This is a genomic window from Pseudomonas sp. B23(2017) (genome assembly GCF_002113725.1).
GTDB lineage: Bacteria > Pseudomonadota > Gammaproteobacteria > Pseudomonadales > Pseudomonadaceae > Aquipseudomonas > Aquipseudomonas putida_Z.
Map to the genome: position 1 here is coordinate 212,329 of NZ_NEJM01000006.1, position 20,477 is coordinate 232,805.

Annotated in this window: 11 protein-coding genes; 5 read left to right on the forward strand and 6 right to left on the reverse strand. The window is 58.3% G+C overall.

Annotated elements, in window-relative coordinates:
• The 5 genes from CAG46_RS12680 (at position 1) to CAG46_RS12700 (ending at position 12,270) form a co-directional block, all read left to right on the forward strand.
• Complete coding sequence (locus tag CAG46_RS12680; RefSeq protein ID WP_256575081.1) at positions 1–2,529, forward strand: hypothetical protein; 2,529 nt, start codon at positions 1–3, stop codon at positions 2,527–2,529.
• Entirely contained in the window at positions 2,526–4,799 is a 2,274-nt protein-coding gene (locus tag CAG46_RS12685; RefSeq protein ID WP_085618140.1) for a hypothetical protein, read from the forward strand. The genes CAG46_RS12680 and CAG46_RS12685 overlap by 4 nt, the downstream gene beginning before the upstream one ends.
• A 30-nt stretch (positions 4,800–4,829) precedes the next feature.
• A complete protein-coding gene (locus CAG46_RS12690; RefSeq protein ID WP_085618142.1) occupies positions 4,830–7,745 on the forward strand; it encodes a hypothetical protein in 2,916 nt (971 codons plus the stop codon).
• Positions 7,746–7,813: 68 nt separating this feature from the next.
• Positions 7,814–8,329, forward strand: a complete 516-nt coding sequence (locus CAG46_RS12695; RefSeq protein ID WP_085618144.1) for a hypothetical protein — start codon at positions 7,814–7,816, stop codon at positions 8,327–8,329.
• 11 nt (positions 8,330–8,340) lie between these two features.
• Complete coding sequence (locus CAG46_RS12700) at positions 8,341–12,270, forward strand: RHS repeat domain-containing protein (protein WP_085618146.1); 3,930 nt, start codon at positions 8,341–8,343, stop codon at positions 12,268–12,270.
• 67 nt (positions 12,271–12,337) lie between these two features.
• Here CAG46_RS12700 and CAG46_RS12705 read toward each other — a convergent pair whose 3' ends face one another.
• The 6 genes from CAG46_RS12705 to CAG46_RS12730 all read right to left on the reverse strand — a co-directional run bounded on the left by CAG46_RS12705 (position 12,338) and on the right by CAG46_RS12730 (position 20,461).
• Complete coding sequence (locus tag CAG46_RS12705; protein WP_085618148.1) at positions 12,338–13,417, reverse strand: fimbrial protein; 1,080 nt, start codon at positions 13,415–13,417, stop codon at positions 12,338–12,340.
• A gap of 66 nt (positions 13,418–13,483) precedes the next feature.
• A complete protein-coding gene (locus CAG46_RS12710; RefSeq protein ID WP_085618150.1) occupies positions 13,484–15,982 on the reverse strand; it encodes a fimbria/pilus outer membrane usher protein in 2,499 nt (832 codons plus the stop codon).
• 24 nt (positions 15,983–16,006) lie between these two features.
• Positions 16,007–16,744 (reverse strand): molecular chaperone, encoded by a 738-nt coding sequence (locus CAG46_RS12715; RefSeq protein WP_085618152.1) that lies wholly within the window; start codon positions 16,742–16,744, stop codon positions 16,007–16,009.
• Between the two features lie 61 nt (positions 16,745–16,805).
• Positions 16,806–17,345: a fimbrial protein gene (locus CAG46_RS12720; protein WP_085618154.1), complete on the reverse strand. Its 540-nt coding sequence runs from the start codon at positions 17,343–17,345 to the stop codon at positions 16,806–16,808.
• A gap of 190 nt (positions 17,346–17,535) precedes the next feature.
• Positions 17,536–17,934, reverse strand: a complete 399-nt coding sequence (locus tag CAG46_RS12725) for a PA2817 family protein (protein ID WP_085618156.1) — start codon at positions 17,932–17,934, stop codon at positions 17,536–17,538.
• Positions 17,935–18,013: 79 nt separating this feature from the next.
• Positions 18,014–20,461: an acyl-CoA dehydrogenase gene (locus CAG46_RS12730; protein ID WP_085618158.1), complete on the reverse strand. Its 2,448-nt coding sequence runs from the start codon at positions 20,459–20,461 to the stop codon at positions 18,014–18,016.
• Between the last annotated feature and the right edge of the window lie 16 nt (positions 20,462–20,477).

The window sequence follows — 20,477 nt, forward strand, 5'->3', positions numbered from 1 at the left end:
ATGGAGTATACATTTGATAAGCTTTATAGTCGGCTGCAAGAGCAGTCGCATATGCTCAGGTGGGGGATGATCTCCTTCGCTGATGATTTTAAACTGGGGCGATTGTTGCTGCAGATTTATATTCGCCGATTCAAGACCAGTTCAATCATCCCGCCTATCAGCGGGAGCATTCCCAATGAAAATGGTTGGCGCTTTGCGCTGAATGATTTCACGCTCGATTCACCTCGATTGGATTTCACACGCCAGTTGTCGAATGACTCCACGGCGCGTTTGTGTATGTCTGTTGCCGGCGGGACCCAACTTGGTCTGCAGAAAGCGGGTGGCGGCTGGCAAGTTCGAGAAATTCGCGAAACCAGCCCGCTGCTCGGGCCCGAGTTGAGCCTGAACCTGCTGCTGGCTCAAGTACCTGGCGTTGTCGGTGAAGACGGGCGGGTGAGACTTGACTTGAGCAAGAGTTCCGATTTCACCTTGGAGGTTTCTGACGACCCTGGCATGCAAAGGCTGGTAGGTGAATTCTTCAGGCAGAAGTTCGTCGCCCTGAAAGAGGAACAGCGCGTATTTACGCTCGGCCAGATCGAGGCTGGAGGAAACCCTCTGTTGCGAGCGAAATCATTCGCGCTGCGTACCCAGGCCCGTGGTCGTGACAAAAATGATAGCGCTGGAGGTGTGCTTGCGCTGATACGTTACGAAGGGGATGAGGAAGGTGATTTACCTGGTAATGACTTCAGCTACTTGTTACCCAGCGACAGGGACTATGACGCTGCGGTGTTATTCGAGCCGAAGCGGATCATGCTGGCGCAGTTGCTCGAGTCGTTGCTGACGATAGCAAAGGACGTTGCGTTCGATGTTACTCAGGATGATGAAGGCATGGTGACAGGAGCTGTGGCCACGTCCGGGACAATGATCGTAGAAGAACAGGTGAGAGTCGCCAAGTTTAGGACCGAAGTGGTGGAAGGCCAATACTTCGATATGGTCCTCAAGCTGAGGATCTTCCAGGTTGACTTGCAGATGGCCAAGGTTTTGAGCGTGTCCGTAAAGGAAGATAAAGTCGTTGTTGAATGGTGTTTGAAAGGAATTTTGGCGGTTCAGCCAGAGGATCTGGATGATGTAACGGGACGCTTCAAGAAGACCATGATAGCTTTGAGGCTTGATACCAGTGATTTTTACAAGCGCAGCGAGGATGATTTTGAATACAGGATAACGTCTAGCTACCAGCTTAAGGATATTGACGGTGGGACGCTGGAACATAATGAGTTCAAGATGGAGGAGATCAAGGCGGCGGCTCCACCTATTGGGGAAATTAAGCCGGGAGAGGTCGAGTCGGAGGATTTTTGGGGGTGGTTGATCCTGTTTTTAATAGCGGGCGGCGCTTTGCCCATAATGATCGTCGCCGGAGTAATGAATGTAATTGATATATTGCTCAGGATGGTGGAGGATGTCGAAGTTCCAAGCGTCGAATCCGTTGTTCGCGAGTCTCTCGAGCAGAACTTCAAGTTCTCAAACTCTCTCAAGCAACTGGTCCAGGACACCATCAAGCTCAACTTCGGCAACGCCATTATCGGCCAGGACCAGTACGCCCCACTGGATGTCGGTTTTTTTGGCAATGTAAACCCGACGTTTACCGCCTTTGCCATCGAGCCGATGCAGCACACCATGGCAGTGGGCGCGGCCCCGATGAAGTTCAAGACCGACAAGGCGGACAATAACCTGGAATGGTCCATCGAGCCCTTGCTGGACACTGTTCTCAGCTCGCAGATCGGTGATATCGACCCCGACGAAGGCCTGTACACCCCTCCGTCCGCAGACGCTTTCGACGGCCCATTCGTGCGGGCGCGAATTTTGGCCAAGGACAAGGCAAGCAATTTCAGTAGCGCGGCCCTGGTCACGGTCATGAAGAATGCCCTGCAGGTAAACCCCTTGGCTTATGTCATGCAGGCCGGGGATGAGGTCACCCTGCAGGCCGGCTACCTCGGCGATGCCGCTTTGCTGAATTGGCAGCAGCCAAAGCACGGTAGCGTAACGGGCAGTGGGGCTACGGTTGTCTATCATGCGCCCAAGGAAATGCCCCCCATCGAGTCGGCGAACTCGGAAGGGGAGGAGAAAGAGCGTACGGCCTTTGCTGTCGATGAAGTGCAGGTAAGCACCCCGGGTGATGGGCCGACCAAGACCGCGCTGCTGATTACCGAGAACCCTACAAAGCCGCCGATGCCAATCAAGCGAGAGGTGGACCCTGCTACCGGTACGGTGCAATTGACGGCACTCGCCAACAGTAACCCGATACCAGCGGACAAGGTCAGCTGGAATGTCCGGTTTGGCAGCGGCTCGGTCGACCCGAAAACCGGCATCTATTCCCCCGATAAATCCAGCACCGATCAGTTTGCCCTGATTACAGCCTCCTTCGACACAGGGTTTATAGGCACTTTCGAAGGTTATGTGCTGCAGACCTTGCCGCCAGCGGCGCTCGAGGACGCGGTATTGGGCGTTGGTGCTTTTCAGGTGAAACAAGGACGACAAGGAGCCGAATCATGAAAGTGACAGATCCTCATCTGGTTGACTGGCTGGCTGACCACCCTGATCTGTACAAATGGGACAATATCATGGGGCTGGCGTTGGAGGGAGGGAACCGCATACTCCGGCAGACTCATGCCGCTCACCTGAGCCAAGGGCAGCAGGTTGACGGTATCTCAGGCCAGTTCACTGTCGACATGACGAACGTCACTTACCACCTGGCGGGTTTTGAGCTATCGGCGCCCCAGGTGGCTATTGGCAGTATTGGTCTTGAGGACATCCGCCTGGACATGGTGGCGCAAATGTATGGCGGTACCTTGGTCAAGGCCGAGAAGCCCTACAAAGTGCTGAGCTTGTCGTCGTATGGCCCTCTGGACAGCCTGGAACTGAGGCAAAAGGTGCCCGTGCTCGGCAAGAATGGCGCGTTGGTGCTGGATGTGTCCAAGGGCGAGGATGTGCGCCTGATGGTAAGTGATGACCAGAGCGTACAGCGTGCTGCCGGTGACTGGCTACAGCAGCAACTGCCGCAGGACCCGGCAAGACTCGACTACCCGTTGGTTTCCGCTGGTCCTCAAGAGCAGCCGGAACACTATCTGGATGCCCTCTATCTAGGCACGCAGGCCGACGCTCAAGGTAAAGGTGACACCTTGGTGATTTTTGCTTCCTCGGCACATGGCAGTCATGGTGATTATCCGGGAGCAAGCAGTGGCTTTCCACGCCTGTTGCCAACACCGCCCAAGGCAAGTGACGCGGTACAGCTCATGAGCTCAAGGATGCTGCATCGCAACGCCTACCTGGCCGGCTTCATCAACATGTTGACGAATCCGGCCTTCGACTACCGCTATGAAGAGGGCGTGCTCGACCGTGTTGTTGTCGAGGAGGGTCAGCTGTCGGTGCCGGCAACCAATTACAGGTCCGATAACTACACCTTCAACGGTAAGGCATTCAAGTTGCACGCAGCCGGTGGCCTTGAGGCGCGTTTCGAACAGGACTGGGCGAGCCAACATTGGGATGGCGAATGCGAACTTACGTTCGATTGCCTGCGCAATGGGGAGGAGGTGGCGGTTGAGTACAAGGCCACGTTCGACCTGTCCTTGCACCATCGCTACTACCTGTTACTTGGCTCGGGGCCTGATGAACACTTGCTTGAAGGCCAGTTCTACTCGCCGTGGCCAGAACGACTGGAAGCAAGGGTGATACGTGGTCTGCCCGAGGACGGTGACGATAAGGTGGCAGAGCTGAGGGTCGAGGCTGCAGATTTTGCAGCGCATGCGGTCAAGCAGGCGATCTTGCTGGGTATGGCAGGCAAACTCGGCTCGAAGTCAGCGGAAGATTGGCTGGATAAGCTGCAATTTGGCGCCTTCGGCAAGGTGCGGCCTGTCGCAGCCGAGTTCCCCGGGGCCATGGCTGTGTCTGCCCACCTGGGGGGCGAGGCGTCGTTCTCCATTTACGACGATGCCGTACTGGTGCGAGCGGGTAGCGCACACAAGTTTCAGGTCGATAATCCGAAGGAAGCATTGGACTGGAGATTGGAAAGCCTCCCTGGGGGGCCGACGCACCCAGGCTTCGTCGAGAATGGCACCTACCGTGCGCCGCCTGCCCACACTTTGCAGCGTGCCTTTGGCCAGGTGCTGGTGACTGCCAATAAAGGGGACAAAGAGCGCAGCGTGGCGGTGGTAACGGTGCTTCCCAAAGCACTGGCCGCCAACCCATTCATCACCACGGTGCAAGCCGATTCGACGATATCGCTGAGTGCTAGGGCGCTGGGCGATGCCCCCCTGCGATGGGCCAAGGTCAACGACGACCAGAGTGGAAGTGGCGAACTGGTGGAGGAAGACCTGGGACGGCGCTGTCGTTACCTGGCCAAGGCTAGCGACCCGAGCAAGACCAATACCTACTGGCTGGAACGGCTTGAGGTAGCGATCGCCGAGCCGACGACGGACGAAAAACAGGGCCTGTACGTGCTGGTGATACAGCGCACGCCAGCACTTGTCGTGGCATTGAAAGAACAGCCAGAGGCCGATGGCAGCATGCAGTTCGTCGCTTATGCCAACGACAGGGTAGTGGTTGCCCAGTGGGAGCTGGCGGTAGGCACGGGCAGCATCGACCCGCAATCAGGGCTGTATCGGCCCGCGCAGAGTGGGGAGCAGTCGCCCGGCATTCTGGTGTTGGCTTCCTTCGACACGGGGCAACTCGGTGTGTTCGAAGGCCACCTGATCATGCCGCTGCAGGCTGCCGGCTTCAAAGGCCTGTGCCAGCAGATGCTGGCTCCACAAGCGCGTTCTGCGTGACTGCCCCGCGACGAAAACAAGGAGAGTGACATGTCTACATACCCTATCGAGCAGGTACTGGCTCGTATGGACAAGCGCAACATCACCCGAGGCTGGGGGGCTGTCGCAGCGTTCAGCCGTTCGCGGCTGAACGACCAGTTGCGGGAGCAACACCGACAACGCCTGGCTACCTTGCGTTTTATACCGCTGTTCAACGGTGATGTGGAGCACGATGACCATATTCGTACGTCCAGCGTATTGCGAAAGATCGAGTTCGGTGCACCGCTGTTGTCCTTCACCAATGCATCGCTCAGTGATTCCAAGGCACGCCTGACTTTTCCCATTATTGCCGGGACGTACAAGCGCCATTCGCCACTGGCAGAAAACCTGCTGACACGATTGGTCATCGACGAGGCCCTGGGCTACACGTTGGTGATGGAAATCGAGCTTCGGCTGGTGATCGGTGAGATCGATCGACGTGGCAGGGTAACCCTGGACTTGGCCGAAGCGTCCAGTTTCAGCTGCAACCTGGCGGGTGCAGACGAGAAAATCAACGGGCTGATTGCCGCCGCCATTCAGGAACACTTCCAGCAACTGGAACCAAGCAGCAGCCAGTTCGAACTGGGCATGCTCGAACTCAAAGGCCTTACACAATTGTCGCCGACCCACTTCCGAATCCTGACTCAGGCTGCGCCAGGGGCGCAGACCCTGGGTGCTGAGAATTTTGGTGATGGTGCGGTACTGACGTTCATCCAGCTGCGGGCAAGCAGCGGCCCGGGCGATCTGCCTGAGCATAGTTTTCCCTACCTGATCCCTGATGATCTCGACAGCGACGGCAGCCTGCGCTATTCGGCAGTGATGGTTGTAGACAGAGCCATGCTCCAGCATGTTCGCAATGACCGCCTGGATGTTCTGGCATCGTTGTTGTTTTCGACGCGGCACAAGTTCGTCGAGCGGGAGCGGCACATACCTCACGATCTGGCAGTTTTCGGCAAAATTGTTGCAGTACCGCCGTTGTATGCCATCGATCCGCCGTCTCAGACCATCGGCGTTGGGGACACTCAGCAATTCACACTGCGTGATCAGGCAGGAAACAAGGTGACGGCTACCAACTGGTTTGCCTACAGTCGCCAGAGCCATCGTGAAAAAGGCGATGGCACAATCGACGATGGCCTTTACCAGAGTGCCGGCATAGAGGATATCGGCCATCACAGTTTGACCGTTGTGATCACGGCAGAACTCGAAGAGGGGAACCAGCTGCATCGCGTGCATGCTGAGGTGATCGTGCAGTTCGAGCGAACTCAGGTTGCACCACGGGTTAGCGTGTTTGCACCACGCACGCCGATGGTACTGAGCGCGACCATGCAAGCGGAAGATATCGAATGGTCGCTGAGTGGCGAAAAGCGCGGGCAGCTTGACCAGACCAAGGGTCGCCGCGTCACGTTCAGTGCTGAAAGGGAGGCCGCTCGGCGCCACTTGAGCATCCAGCAGGTGCATGCCAAGGGTACGCAACAACAACGTTTGTCGACTTTGGTCATGCTCAATGGCTTGCAGTCCGTGGTTATCGAGCCTGCGCGGTCTGTCGGCCTTCAGCCGGGCGAAACCGTGGACCTGAGCGAGCGAGATCCTGGTTTGCTGCCCGGCGCGCAACGACGCTGGCGGCTAGTCGGTCCTGGGACGCTCGACGATAACAGGCGATATACCGCGCCGTTGGGGGGCGAGCAGGGCACCAGCGTGGTGACATGCGAACTGATTCAGAACGGTGTGATATTGGCGAGCGGTTACAGCCTGCTGGAGTTTGGTGAAAAGCAATTGCAGGAAGAAAGGACCTGGCGCGAAATCAAGAGTTACAAGATCTACGTGCCCGGTGGTCAGGAGGACGATTCCAAGGGCCAGTTGCTCAACAATGGGTTCCAGCCTTTGCGGCTGGAGGTAGTGATTGAAACTGAACCGGTCAATGGCGAGTACTTCAGGCTCAGTGGCGATGAACAACGCTCCATCGGCATGAGGTTTGTGAACAACAAGCAAACCCTGATAAAGCTCAATGATGATGACCCGAGTGGTGGTATAGAGCGCGACCACCTGCATCGCTGGGGTACCCGTACTGTGGCGAACCGATTCGAGTTTGCCCATGTCCAGTTATCCGAGCCCGCGCGTCCCGCCAGTGAACAGGGTATCACCCGCAAGAATCTCTACCTTCATTGTGGTGACCGTGTGGGAACTACCACCAGACTGTATAGCACCTTCAACCCGGATATCGGCGGAATCGAGGCCTCCAACAAGACTGAGGCTAAAAACACCACGGTGGTGATCACACCCAAGGCCCCTCCGGAATTCGGAGATGAGCATTATTCGTTTGTGGCCAAACGTGTAGAGGGAGATGGCACCGATCCCAACCCGAATCTACCTCTTGACCCTAGCAGAGAGGAGATTGACCCGGCGTTCGACCTGCGTTTGAAAACACTGGATTACTGGGTGTTCAAATTGAGAAGTAGCCGCTTCCTGACGGTTGAGTTCCTGCCGGAAGAGGCGGGGAATGGCCATATAAGCCAGTCAATGATTCGATGGGAATCCGAGCACAAGAACGAAAAGATGTTCAGTTTTACCGGATCTATCTTCCGGGACCGGTTGAGCAAGGAAGAAGAAGACTGGGTGAAGCCTAAACCGGAGGTGCCGATTGTTTTCGACGAAAGCCTGCCGGAATTCATGCCCGGGCGCAAAGAGTTGGAAACCAAAGTCAATATTTCAAAATACGAAGAGGGAAGCCTGGTCATTACCAATCATCGGGTCCCGGACTTTGCTTACCAGAAGCCAGGCGCAGAGGTTCGTGACAACCTGTCGCGCGATGTCGTGGTGTTGCTACGAGACCTGCAAGGTAATGCCCATTATCGGCGCTTTTCATTCCGGCAGCCCGGCACGACTTATCATCGCAACTATATCGAACATACTTTGTTTACTCCGCATTAATGCCGGCCGGCTGCCTGCCCTGCCGGGCAGGCAGTTGGTTGCTTGAATAACTTCAATGGAGATTTTTCATGAAACTCAACTGGGCTTTTTCATGTGGTGCCGTATTGGCAGTTGCGCTTTGGGGCTGTAGTCCTTCTGGGTATGCAGCCAGCGGTGAAACACCCAAGGTTAAAGACACAGGGTTGATTTACTTTGCCGGGCAGAAAAATGGTGAGCCGGATGGTTCGAATACATGTTCAATCAAGATTGAGTCGGGTACGCACAAGTTCGTCAAGATGGATGACTGCAAAAATGATGATTACTACTATTATCGGTTTGAAAATGCACCGTCCGCGGCGTTGATTACGCTCTATGCCGAGAATGATTGCCGAGACGGTAGTGATGATAATGATTGGTATTTTACGCTGAGAACTTACGTGGGGTCGCTCAGCAATAAGTATAGAAAGATCTCTGATGTTGAAAATCTTTCTGCTGGCGATATTGTGTCCCTGGGGGTCATGTATGAGAAGGGGAAAAAGAGAAAGGGTGACGTAGATGGCAAGCTGTCTTGCGTAGTCATTGATTATGATCTGGGTAAAAGCTGAGGAGAATTACCATGGCTGCTAACCTCTCGGTTCACTCCAATGCCTTCAATTTCGGTAGTCACTTGCGCGGGGGAGTGGACTCACGCACCGGCTTGTATACGTTTTCCGCCAATCTTCGCCGTATTCTGGGGAACGATAACCTGGGTGCGCAATTTGATGCACTGCTCCGCTCCAGCTCACTTGGCCTTGTTGATAGCGGGTTCGGCAAAGGCTGGTACATGGCTGTCACCGAGTTTGACCCTGACCCGGATCGCCGCATTATTTCCCTTGCCAGCGGCGAAACGTTCAAGGCCGATGGCCGTGTCGGCACGACCAACCAGTTGACGATGTCGGAAAGGAAAATCGATTCATTCCATCTTTACGAAGTGTCTGCGAACCGCTGGGATATCAGGTATGACACCGATGTGGTGGAAAGACTCGAGCTCAGGGGTGTCGGCAAGCACGCCAGGGCCGTGCCGACCCGCATTTTCGGTGCAAAGGGCGGCCATTGGCTGGATCTGGAATACAAAAACCACAATGACTACCCCATGCTGGTCAAAATCACCGACATGCGCGGAGTGACCCACCTGGAAGTCAGTCGTACCGACAAGTTGGTGGAACTCACAGTGCTTGCGGATTCGGGCCCGCAGACATTCAGCCTGATTCTGGATGGGGATTACAGGGTAAGCCGTCTCGAACTGCCGACCCCGAACCGTGCCAGTTGGCGCTTCAGTTACATCCATGAAGGAGGCATGGACTTGGTCGACCAGGTCCAGACCCCCACCGGCGGTTTGGAGAAGCTGTATTACCAGGATGGTGGTCACCAATTCCCTATCGGGTCTAACGTGGCTCCGCTGCCGCGGGTTACGCGACACGTGAGCTATCCGGACCCAGGGCCAGGCCAGGATAAAACGGCCATTGACACGCGCTACACATACTCCAGCAACGGGCACAACTTCCTGGGTGGCAATGCGGAGCTGGACTGGATTAACGATGGCCTCGACAACTTGTTCCGTAAAAATATCGACTATGACTACGCTGTTACCGAAACGCTCTGGGTTGAAGATGTTCCGGTAAAAAGTACGGTGCGCGAGTTCAACAAGTTCCACTTGCTCACGCGCGAAGCGACTTTTCTGGGCGAGGAACTCAATGCCGAGAAGACCGAGGTCATTGGCGACAACGTCGTAGAGCAGATCAATACCTACAACCTGAAGCCGGGTCTTTTCAAGGACCAACCCAGATACTGCCAACTGGTGCATGGCGCCCATACTCACTGGTGGTTGAATAGCAATCCGACACATAACCGAAAAGTCTCCGCTACCAGTACTTACGACGACCACGGCAACCTCAAAACCCACGTGGGTGAAAACGGTGTCGAAGAAATCTATGAGTGGTATGGCAAGGCAGAGCCTGGTTACCCGGGCAATGAAGAGGGTTTCGTTACCCATGTGAAGAAAAAAACCGAGAAACCGGCAGCCAGCAAGGCGGCGGCACTGCCACGCATAACAAATTACACCTACCAGGCACTGCCCATGCTGGCCAGCGCGCAGGCGCAAACTCAGGTGAGCCAATGGCTGGAAGTGGATCTCGAAACGTACACCTGTGGTGATGAAGTGCAAACCACGCACTACAGCTTTGTACAAGCAGAAAATGAAACTGTCGTTGAAGGTGTACCACTGCAACATGGCCGCCTGCATATTCAGTGCGTGCGGTTTCCGAACCCTGAGGCCGCTGAGCCAGGCGCTCCAGCAACGCTCGATACCCAGTTTGAACACACCTACACATACCAGACACTGAACTGGGACGTTGCGAAGGAGAGAGGGCCATCGGTCAGCGGAACCATGCAGGTGTTGCAGACCGCGCAATTACTGACGGGTTTTGATGGCAAAACCAAGGAAGTGAAATCTCAGCAGTCGCTGGCTACGGGTGAAACCGTGCTTAATCGTGATGATACCGACACGGTCATCATGACCGTCTGGGACGCGTTGCTTCGTGTCGAGCGTGAGATCGTAAGCCCGGGCAAGCGTGAGGAGGCGCTGCGTAGGTACGAGTACGAGCTTTGTGCCCAGGTGGGTGACCGGGCGCTCCAGGCGACGTACGACGTGAATGATGTGATGACCGTGGCGTATTTCGATGGTGCTTCCCGAACGGTCCGTGAGGAGAGGGAAACCCGTCTTCTGGATCAACCAGGGGTGAAGAGGAAGAGTAAGCCCAGGTCAGATCGCGAAACCAAGCCCACTTACAGCGCGAAGTACGACAATCGGGACAAGCTCGCGGAAGAGACCGAGATTGACTGGATGACCAGCGGCGATTTGTACCTGACAAGCCATTATCGCTACGACGCCTGGGAGGAACAGCTGGGAGTCATTGGGCCTGACGGTGTGGGTGAGTTTGCGCAAACGGACCCTATCGGTGATGGCAAGACAGGCCCGATCACGCGTGAATGGCGGCAGCAGATGTTCGACGGCGGCGGCAACGAGTTGGATAACGGGCGCAAGACCGGCGTGACCGAAACCCAGCTGGACCTGTTTGAATTGCCAGTTCAGGTGCGGCGTTGGGTGAAGGAATGCCCCGACGATGAAAAAGAGACGGTTCTTGTAAGCCAGACGCTGACCGAGTACGACGGGTTTGGCCTGAAGACCAAGGAAATCTCGGGCCTTGACGGCAACGTGAACAAGCAGACGGAGGCCTTCACTTACGATGGCTTCCAGCGCCTGGTGACACATAGCTTGCGCGAAGGCGAGGTGGTTTATCGAACGTACGCTGCGCACAGCGATAAAGACCTGCCGGTCCAGATCTGGGTGAATGACCTGCCGCTATTGGGCGAGCAGCGCTTCGATGGCCTGGATCTGATGGTCTGGTCCAGTACGGGTGGGCGCGAGCAGACATACGAGTACAAGCAGGGGGAAAGCAAGCCGCACAAGGTCATCACGCCGGAGGGTGAAATTGATTATGTATATCGTCCTTATCTGACCGACGAACCGGTACAGCGTACGCTTGCCGGTCATGAGGCTGACTTTGTTTATGATCCGCACAATGCGCGGCTGCTCAGCTGTACCGAGCAAGGAGGGCAGGGGTTCTCGCGTACATATTACACGACTGGCGAGGTGCATACGGAAACTCGCGGCGACCTCGACATGGTGTATGGCTACAGCTACCTCGGGCGCATGGAGTCCTATCGGGATGTGCTGGAGCAGACCCAGGTCAATACTTACGATAAGGCCGGGCGGTTGGAGCGGACGACATTGGGCTCACTGAGTAGTGAATTCAAATACGATGAGCTAGGCCGTATTGAAAGCTACGAAACCATTGACCAGCCGCAGGGCGCTGGCGAGAAAAACTCACTCAAGACCACCTTGGCCTATGATGATCTTGAGCGGGAATGTTCTCGTACGTTTACGTTCAGCCACGGCGCTGAACAGGTGCTTGCCCAAGAGTATGACGATTTTGATCGTATTATCGAGCGCACCCTGTCGGACGGTACGACAGTGCTGCGCAAGGAGACCTACAAATACGATACGCGCGGCAGGTTGACTACGTATGAATGTGAGGGTGATGATGATTATCGCCCGGTTGACCCCTGTAATAAAAAGATTATCAGCCAGGTATTCCGCTTCGATGCGGTTGATAATATTCGGCAGGTGTTGACAAAGTTCATCGATGGTAAAGATGAGAGTGGTCATGATATTGCGGGTCAGAACATGGCGGTTTATCATTTTGAAAATCCCAAGGACCCAGCACAGCTTTCCCGTATTACCAATAACTTTGGCTCCCCTTATCCGCCAGAAGTACTGCTCAAGTATGACGATAACGGAAATTTGAAGGAAGATGGCGAACTCACCATGAAGTACGATGCACTGAATCGCCTGATCGAGGCTACGGCCTCCGGCAAAGGCAAGTGTACGTATGGCTATGACCCGAAAAATATTCTGAGTTCGACTGAAACCGCAGATCCCGCCTGATCCGTGAATAAGCGCGACGCCCAAGGCCCTCGCCTTGGGCGTCGCTCTGTTTCAAACTTGTTGGCGGTCAGCGGTAGCGCATGGTGAATTTCAAGGCCCCCTTCGCCTCGCCGGCGCGAACTGCGCTTGCGTCCTCGGTCTGGTAGAACCGTGCGCCAAAGTTCAGGATCGTGTTGCCATCCCGGATCGCTTGGAGCTCTACCTCGCGCTGCAAGGGGAGAGGGGAGTTGTCATCTTTCAGTATCTGGATACCGACACCTTCAGCGGTAGAGTCAGAGGTGAGACTGAACACCCCGTCCAGCCCGGGTACCGGCATAGATCCATCGACGGGGTCGAGTTCGATGGTGGCCTTGGTCAGGCCGCCTGGGTCTGTCTTGCAGTCGCTCAAGGTGATGGAGAACGGAATGATCGAAGTCGTGGTGCCTTTGGCGACGAAGTGTGACTTGTCCCACTCCTGCAAGTCCACCGGGTTTGCGCTGACCGGGTCACCGATCAGGCTGCACTGGGTTTGCAGTACATTGGCCTGCAACCGGTAGCGCAGCACCAGTCCCAGCCCTGTTGCGTCGAAATGCCCGGTGAACAGTTCGGCGTCGACTGTGTGCAGGCCAGGCGCAATGTCCCCGGTCTTGACCAAGGTTACCTCGTTGCGCAGAGTGGACATCTTGTAACCAACCAAGGTGTTGTTGAACTGGTAAGTCGAGCGCATCGGGATCAATGGTTTGCCAGGGCCACTTTCGGGCATGAAGTAGGCGGGGTCGGTGCCGGTGAAAGGCCGATCGAGGCGGATGCGTGCGCCGATTCCGTCGATATTGGTATTCAGTATGTAGCCGTCGGAAGGTTCACCCGCCACAGGTGGTAGCGGGCCGGGAAAGATGGAGCGAGCGTTCATGTCGAAGCGCCAGAGCACGTCGCCATCGTTGTAACAATGCAGTTCCGACCTTGGCTGGGACAGGGTGAATTCCGGTTGGTTTGGCGTACCGATGACGTCACCTGGGGCGGCGTTGAGGGGTACATGCATCACGCCGGAGAGTACCCGGATGATATTCATTGGCTGGGTGCCCGCGCTCCAGGTGCAACTGTCACCTGCGTGGGCTTGATAGCTGGCGAAAAGCATGACGGGTAGCGCCAGGGGCAGGAGGCGTTTCATTGGTATTTCCTGATGTCGCGCGCCTTTTGTGGGCGCGCGTTCAATAATTGGGAAGGGTTTGTCAGGTCATTCACAGGTCAGGGACTGCAGGCGATAGCCTTGGTTTTGTGGAATGGCTTGTGGATCCAGCTCGAAGCGGCAACGCGCATCTGGCGCTTCGCCCCAGCGTGCTTCCAGCAGCTGCAGGCCATCGGCAAGCGACAGCATGGCGCGGCCAGCCGGGCCGACAATGCCCAGCACGTTGCCGTCGGCATCATGAAGCTGGCTGCCGAAAGGCAATGGCAGTTGCTCGTTGCTGGTAAGGCTGAGTACCACCCGGTTGGCCCGGCGGGCTTCGAACCCGCTTTTGATCACTGCGCCGCGGCGTGGGACGACCTCGGCGGTCGCGTTGACGATTTCGACGTCCGGGTCCAGCTGGTTGGTATCCAGCACCAGTTGATTGAGCCGGTATGGGCGTAAGTGTGGAATCAGTGCGTAGCCATTGGCATTGGTTCGGCTGGCGCTGTGGTTCTGCAGCCCCACCTCGGCGATGTCGGGCACATGCACCAGGCCGATGGTCTCCCCCAGGTAAGGCCCGAGCGCTATACCATCGCTGTGCAGCAACGCAGCGCCGTTCATGTTCAACGACAGGCTACGGTAATCGTCCGACGCCGACAGGCCGGCTCCCAGGGTTGCCTGGGGCGCCTGGTATGCCAGGGACAACGCGGCGCTTTGCTGCTGTTGCTCGCTGGAGGCGACCGAGGCGTTGTAGCTCAGGCTCTCGACCTGGCTGTGCAGGGATGCACGTTGCGACGTGCCATGAGCGGAGTGCTGCAGGTCGAGGCTGAAGCTGCTGCCGCGGCCGAATTCCAGTGGAACCGAAACGCTGAGGCCGAACTGTCGGTCGCTGCCAGTGCCGTGTTGGGTCAACGATTGTGAACCATGCAGGCTGTAGCTGATGCCGTTGTGCGAGGTGGTGAAGTTGAGCTGGAACTGGCGTTGGCTGTCGCTGCGTTGCCAGTAATCCTGTTGCGACAGGGTCAGGCTGAGCGTGCTGCGTTCGCCGATGCGCTGGTTGATCGAGCCTTCCAGGCGGCTGCGGCGGCTACCGAGGAACAGGCGATCACTGCTGCGTTGGCTGATCCACTCGTCGAAGTCGCGATAGCCTTGGGTGGAGTATCGGTAGCCGGCAAAGCGCAAGTGTGTACCGCTGTTGAATGCCTTGCTGTATCTGGCGCTGTAGCTCATGCCTTGGGCAATATGTGGCTCGACCGGCGAGAGGTCGCTGCGGGCATGGGTGATGTCGAACGAAAGAGCCCCGATTGCCCCCAGGTCGCGGGCGATGCCTATGGCTTCGGCGGTGTAGCCTTCGCTGGCCATCAGCCCACCATACAAGGTGGCATTCCACGCCATGCCCAGGGCCATGGTGCCCTGCCAGAGCAATGGGTCCTGGTTGCCGTATGCCGCGTTGTAGCGGCCCAGGGTGGTGCTGTAGCGCCAGACTCCGGGGCGCAGCAGGTTGGTGATGCTGGCGAAAGGCTGGATGAATCGCCGCACCTGGCCGTCGGCTTCGGTGAGTACTACCTCCAGTTCGCCGCTGGCGCCTACGTTCAGGTCGTCGATCACGTAGGGGCCGGGGCTTACGTAGGTCGAGTAGATCGGGTAGCCGTTTTGCCAAACCTCGAGTTTGGCACGCGTTTGCGCTACACCACGCAAGGTGGGGGCATAGCTGCGCATCGCGTCGGGCAGCATGTCGATATCGGAGGCCAGGCGCATACCGGTGACCGGCACGCCGCGGAACACATCGCTGCTGGTAAAGGTTTCGCCCAGGGTGATATTGCCCCAGGTGCCGGGCAGATCATGCTGGGCATAGGTATAGGCACGGCTCCAGGTTTGTCGACCCTCTTCGTCACGGCGCCAGGCCTGGTTGCTGCGCAGTCGCCAGCCTGCCAGGTTTACGCCGCTGTTGAGGTAGAGGTCCTGAGTGTTCTGGCTGCCGCTCCTGCGGTGGTCGCTTTGCTGCATGGAAGCCTGGTAGCTGACGAATGCGGCCGGGATGCCGTGTTCCCAACGTGCCGGGTCCACCTGGCCTGCCATGTCCCGACGCAATGCGATTTGCGGGATGGAGATGGCAAGTTGCAGTCGGCTGGCATCGAAGTCGACAAGCGCACCGGGTACCAGGGTGGGTAAGTCCAGGCAGGTGTTTTCAAGTGCCGCTGGGTCGGCGATGGCATCCAGGCGCAGCCCTAGCTCGCCCATCAGGCCAGGGCCAAGGCACGGTCGCAACTGCTCATCGCCAGGGGCCGCTTCGAACGTCAGTTCGCGTACACCCGCCGGCGCCAGGTTGACCAGCACCTGCACTGGATAGCGTCCAGGTGGCAGTGCCTTTTGCTCGGCCAACCCATGCAGGGCATGGGCAGCATTTGCCCGTGGCTGCCCGGGCGACAGGTAGAGGAAGCTTGCGTCGAACTCGGGCTGCGCCGCAGGAAAGGGGGTTGCCAGCACCGTGCCGGTCGACAGGCAGATGACCATCGGGCAAACGTGGCGCAGGCGAAAACGCCTGCACCCGGAGGGTTGCAGGATCATGGGAAGTCCTTCGAAGGCCGTGGGTCAGGGGGTGTCGTGCACGGGCAGGGTCAGCGGTTTGCTGGTGCTGCCGTAGTCAGTGATCACCGCTACGATGGCCTGTAGGCCGGCGCTGTCGATTTCGGCTGGCAGCGGATAGCTGAGCTCGGACATGGGTGGCACCATGTCCGCACCGGGCAGGGCTTTTTCCTGTTTGCCCTTGACCAGGTCCAGGCGGCTGAAGGTGTAGTGGTAGGGCGTGGGGTTGTGCAGCGTCAGGTGCGGGTGGCCCTCGCGCAGGGTCCTGGCGAGGTGCAATTGCTTGAGCTGGTGAACCGGGTCGCCTTGCAAAGTGGCCGGCCGGTAGAACAGCTTGATGCGAGTGCGCAGGGCAATGTTCAGCGCATTGCGCTGCCCGTCGATGGCCTGAGGGATCTCCTGCAGGTTGAAGAAGAACAGCGATTCGCGGTCTTGTGGCAGGTCGTTGGGCAGGCCGCTGATCTGCACCGATTGCTCCTTGCCGGCCCCCAGCCGGAACAAGGCCGGAGCTGTCATGAACGGTACGGCGGTGGTGGTGTCATCGGCCTGGGTATTGACCCAGGCCTGGGCGGCAAAGGGGCGCTGGCTGGGGTTGGCAACTACCACCGAGGCACTGCGCTGGCTACTTTCGTAGATGATGCGTGTGCTGCTGATGGTGAGGGCGGCATGGGCGCTGTTCAGCAGGCAGGCCAGCAGCAGCAGGCAGCCGCCCAGCAGCGTCGAGGTGCGGGTGACGGGGAACATGGAAGATGACCAGGTGAGGGTGAGCGAAGGATCCAGGTGCACTGGGGCACCTGGAAGGGCATCAAGGCAGGGTGACCACGAAGCTCAAATCTGCGTTGGCTGCGCCATCGGTAACGGTGCCGGTCTTGGTCAGCGAGGCGTAGAACCTCATGTCGGTAGTGCCGGTTGACGTCACAGGGTATTTCTTGGAGTCGGTTCGTGGCGGGATCGACTTGTAATCCTCGTCCTTGATCTCCAGCGCCAAACCGTCGGCACCGGCAGTGCGAATCTTGTAGTATTCGCCGGACGCGCCTGCATCGCCGTTCGCTGAGTCGAATTTCACTGTGGCTTCGGTGCCTGGTGCAATGGTGCAGGTGGAATCTGCCTCGATTCGCAGGGCGAATGGGACATCGGTGGTGGAAGCGTTAGAGGCGAAGTACTTGACCGGGTATATCCCAAGGTCTACCCAGCCCAGGCCACCCAGGCCCGGTTCAACCACTTCGATGGGGCAGGTTGTGCCGCCGTTGATATGCCCCTTGAAGATAATCTTGCCTTCTTCATCGGCAGCAAAGGCCGTGCTGCTTGCCAGGCTCAGGGCAAGCACCATAAGAGTTTTTTTCATTGTTCAATCCGTACATTGAAAGGTTGGCTGGCTGTGTGCAGGGCACGCAGCGCTTCAAGTTGCCAAGGCATCCTTGAAACGAGGTACAGCGTACGGACAGGGGGGCGAAGGGGATGTAGGGCGAAGTAATTGGCTAAGGTTGAAACTTCGACAGGCACCCGGCCGAATCACGGCCAGGTGCTTGGAAAGGTCAGTGGCGGGCCGGGTTCAACAGCTGCTTCTCGGCGTGCCAGTCGAAGGGTTCATCGTTCTGTTCCGCTTCGTAACGGCGCTCTTCCAGCCGCTGGTAAAGGTCCAGTTCCTCGTCGGGCATATAGTGCAGGCAATCGCCCGCGAAGAACCACAGCAGGTCACGGGGTACCAGGTGTGCGATTTGCGGGTAGCGCTGGATTACCTGGCAGATCAGGTCCTGGCCCAGGTACTGGCTTTCCAGAGGATCCTGCGGCAGCAGGCTCAGCAGCTCGTCGAAGCGCTCGAGGAACAGGGCGTGGCTTTCCTCCGGTACCTGTTCGGCGTCACCCAGGGCCACCAGGATGGTACGCAGGTGGTTGAGCAGTTGCAGGTGGTATTCCAGGTGGGGGTTGGCCATGGGGACGGTCCTCGGGTTGGTTGAAACGGGGGCGGAGTATACGCGGGTTACAGAAGGGGCCGCAAAACGGCCCCTTGGCTCAGCGTACCTTGCCTGGTTCGGGCAGCAACTGTGTCTTGTCGAAGGCATCCACATCGATCACCGCCCGGCGGGCGTGCTCTGCCTCGTGCAGTCGTTGCCCCTCACCAGGCTGTAGCGCACCGCTTTCCACTGCCGCATCGATTATCGACTGCCCTGTTGCAGGCTGAACCTTGCCTTCCTTGATAGCTTGGTGCAGTGCCTTGTGCAGTGGGGCCGCCCCATCCAGCAAGTCGGCGGCCCGCTGTAGTGCCGCTACCGGGTCGCCATCGGCCTGCGGGCGGAAGCAACCTGCGAGCAGCTCCTCCAGGGCTGGGTCGCCCTTGCTGCGACCGATCAACGCCGCCACTTCGGCATCCAGTTCATCGCTTGGGCCGGTGTGGCGGCGGCCGAAGGGGAACACCAGCACGCGTAACGCACAGCCGGCAAAGCGGTTGGGGAAGTTGTCGAGCAGCCGGTCCAGGGCCGTTTCCGCCTGGCCCAGGCTTTCTTCCATCGCCCAGCGCAGCAAGGGCTGCATGTGTTCCGGTGAGCCCAGGTCGTGATAGCGCTTGAGCGCAGCGCTGGCCAGGTACAGGTAACTCAGTACATCCCCCAGCCTTGCGCTCAGCCGTTCGCGGCGTTTCAGCGCACCGCCCAGCAGCATCATCGACAGGTCAGCGAGCAGGGCGAAGGCCGCGGCCTGGCGGTTGAGCGCCCGGAAGTAACCTTGGCTCAAAGCGTCACCCGGTACGCTCTCCAGGCGGCCCAGGCCGAGGTTCAACACCAGCGTGCTGGCCGCATTGCTCGCGGCGAACAGGATGTGTTTCATCAACAGGTCATCGAATTCCCTCAATGCCTGATCGCGGTCCTCGCGCCCGGCCAGGGCCATTTCCTTGAGCACGAACGGGTGGCAGCGGATGGCGCCCTGGCCGAAGATCATCAGGTTGCGCGAAAGAATGTTGGCGCCTTCGACGGTGATGAAGATCGGCGCCCCTTGCCAGTTGCGCCCCAGGTAGTTGTTCGGCCCCATGATGATGCCCTTGCCACCGTGCACGTCCATGGCGTGCTGGATGCATTCGCGGCCGCGCTCGGTCAGGTGATACTTGAGGATTGCCGACAGCACCGAGGGCTTCTCGCCCAGGTCCACGGCCTTGGCGGTCAGCAGCCGCGCGCTGTCCAGCAGCCAGGCATTGCCGCCGATGCGTGCCATCGACTCCTGGATGCCTTCGAAGGCAGCCAGCGGAACATTGAACTGTTCGCGGATGTTGGCGTACTGGCCGGTGACCAGGCTGGTGTATTTGGCAGCGCCAGTGCCCACGGCCGGCAGGGAGATGGAGCGGCCTACCGACAGGCAGTTCATCAGCATCATCCAGCCCTTGCCGATCATGGCCTGGCCACCGATGAGGAAATCCAGCGGCACGAATACGTCCTTGCCGCTGTTGGGGCCGTTCATGAACGCGGCGCCCAGTGGCAGGTGGCGTTTGCCGATTTCGACGCCGGGCGTGTCGGTAGGGATCAGCGCCAGGCTGATACCCAGTTCTTCCTGCTCGCCCAACAGGTGGTCCGGGTCGTAGGCCTTGAACGCCAGTCCCAGCAGGGTGGCGACGGGCCCGAGGGTGATATAGCGCTTTTCCCAGTTCAGCCGCAGGCCGATGACCTCTTCGCCGTTCCATTGCCCCTTGCAGACCACCCCGGTGTCAGGCATGGCGCCTGCGTCGGAGCCGGCCAGCGGGCCGGTGAGGGCGAAGCAGGGGATTTCATCGCCACGCGCCAGGCGTGGCAGGTAGTGGTTGCGTTGTTCGTCAGTGCCGTAATGCAACAGCAGTTCGGCCGGCCCGAGCGAGTTGGGCACCATCACGGTGGAAGCCAGGTCGCCGCTGCGGGTGGCCAGTTTCATCGCCACCTGGGAGTGGGCGTAGGCTGAAAAGCCCTTGCCGCCGTATTCCTTGGGGATGATCAGGGCGAAGAAGCCATTCTGCTTGATATGTGCCCAGGCTTCGGCCGGCAGGTCCATGTCCTGGCCGATCTGCCAGTCGCTGACCATGGCGCAGAGCTGTTCCGTCGGGCCATCGATGAAGGCCTGTTCTTCTTCGGTCAGCTTCGGCGCCGGGTAGGCGAGCAGGGTGCGCCAATCTGGACGGCCGCTGAACAGTTCGCCGTCCCACCATACGGTGCCGGCGTCGATCGCCTCGCGCTCGGTTTGCGACATCGGCGGCAGGGTGCGCTGGAACCACTTGAACACGGGGCCTGTGAATACCTTGCGGCGCCATTCCGGCAGCGCCACCAGGGCGACTTTCAGTGCCAGCACTATCCAGAGCAGGGTCAGCAGCCAGCCGGGAGCGCTGCTGAAAATGCCCATCAGCAGCACATAAGCGGCCATGATGCCGAGAATCTGCAAGGGCGCCAGGCGCCGGTGCGTGAGGTACGCCGCGCCGATCACCAGCACTACCAACCACAACAGCAACATAATCGGTCCTCCTTGG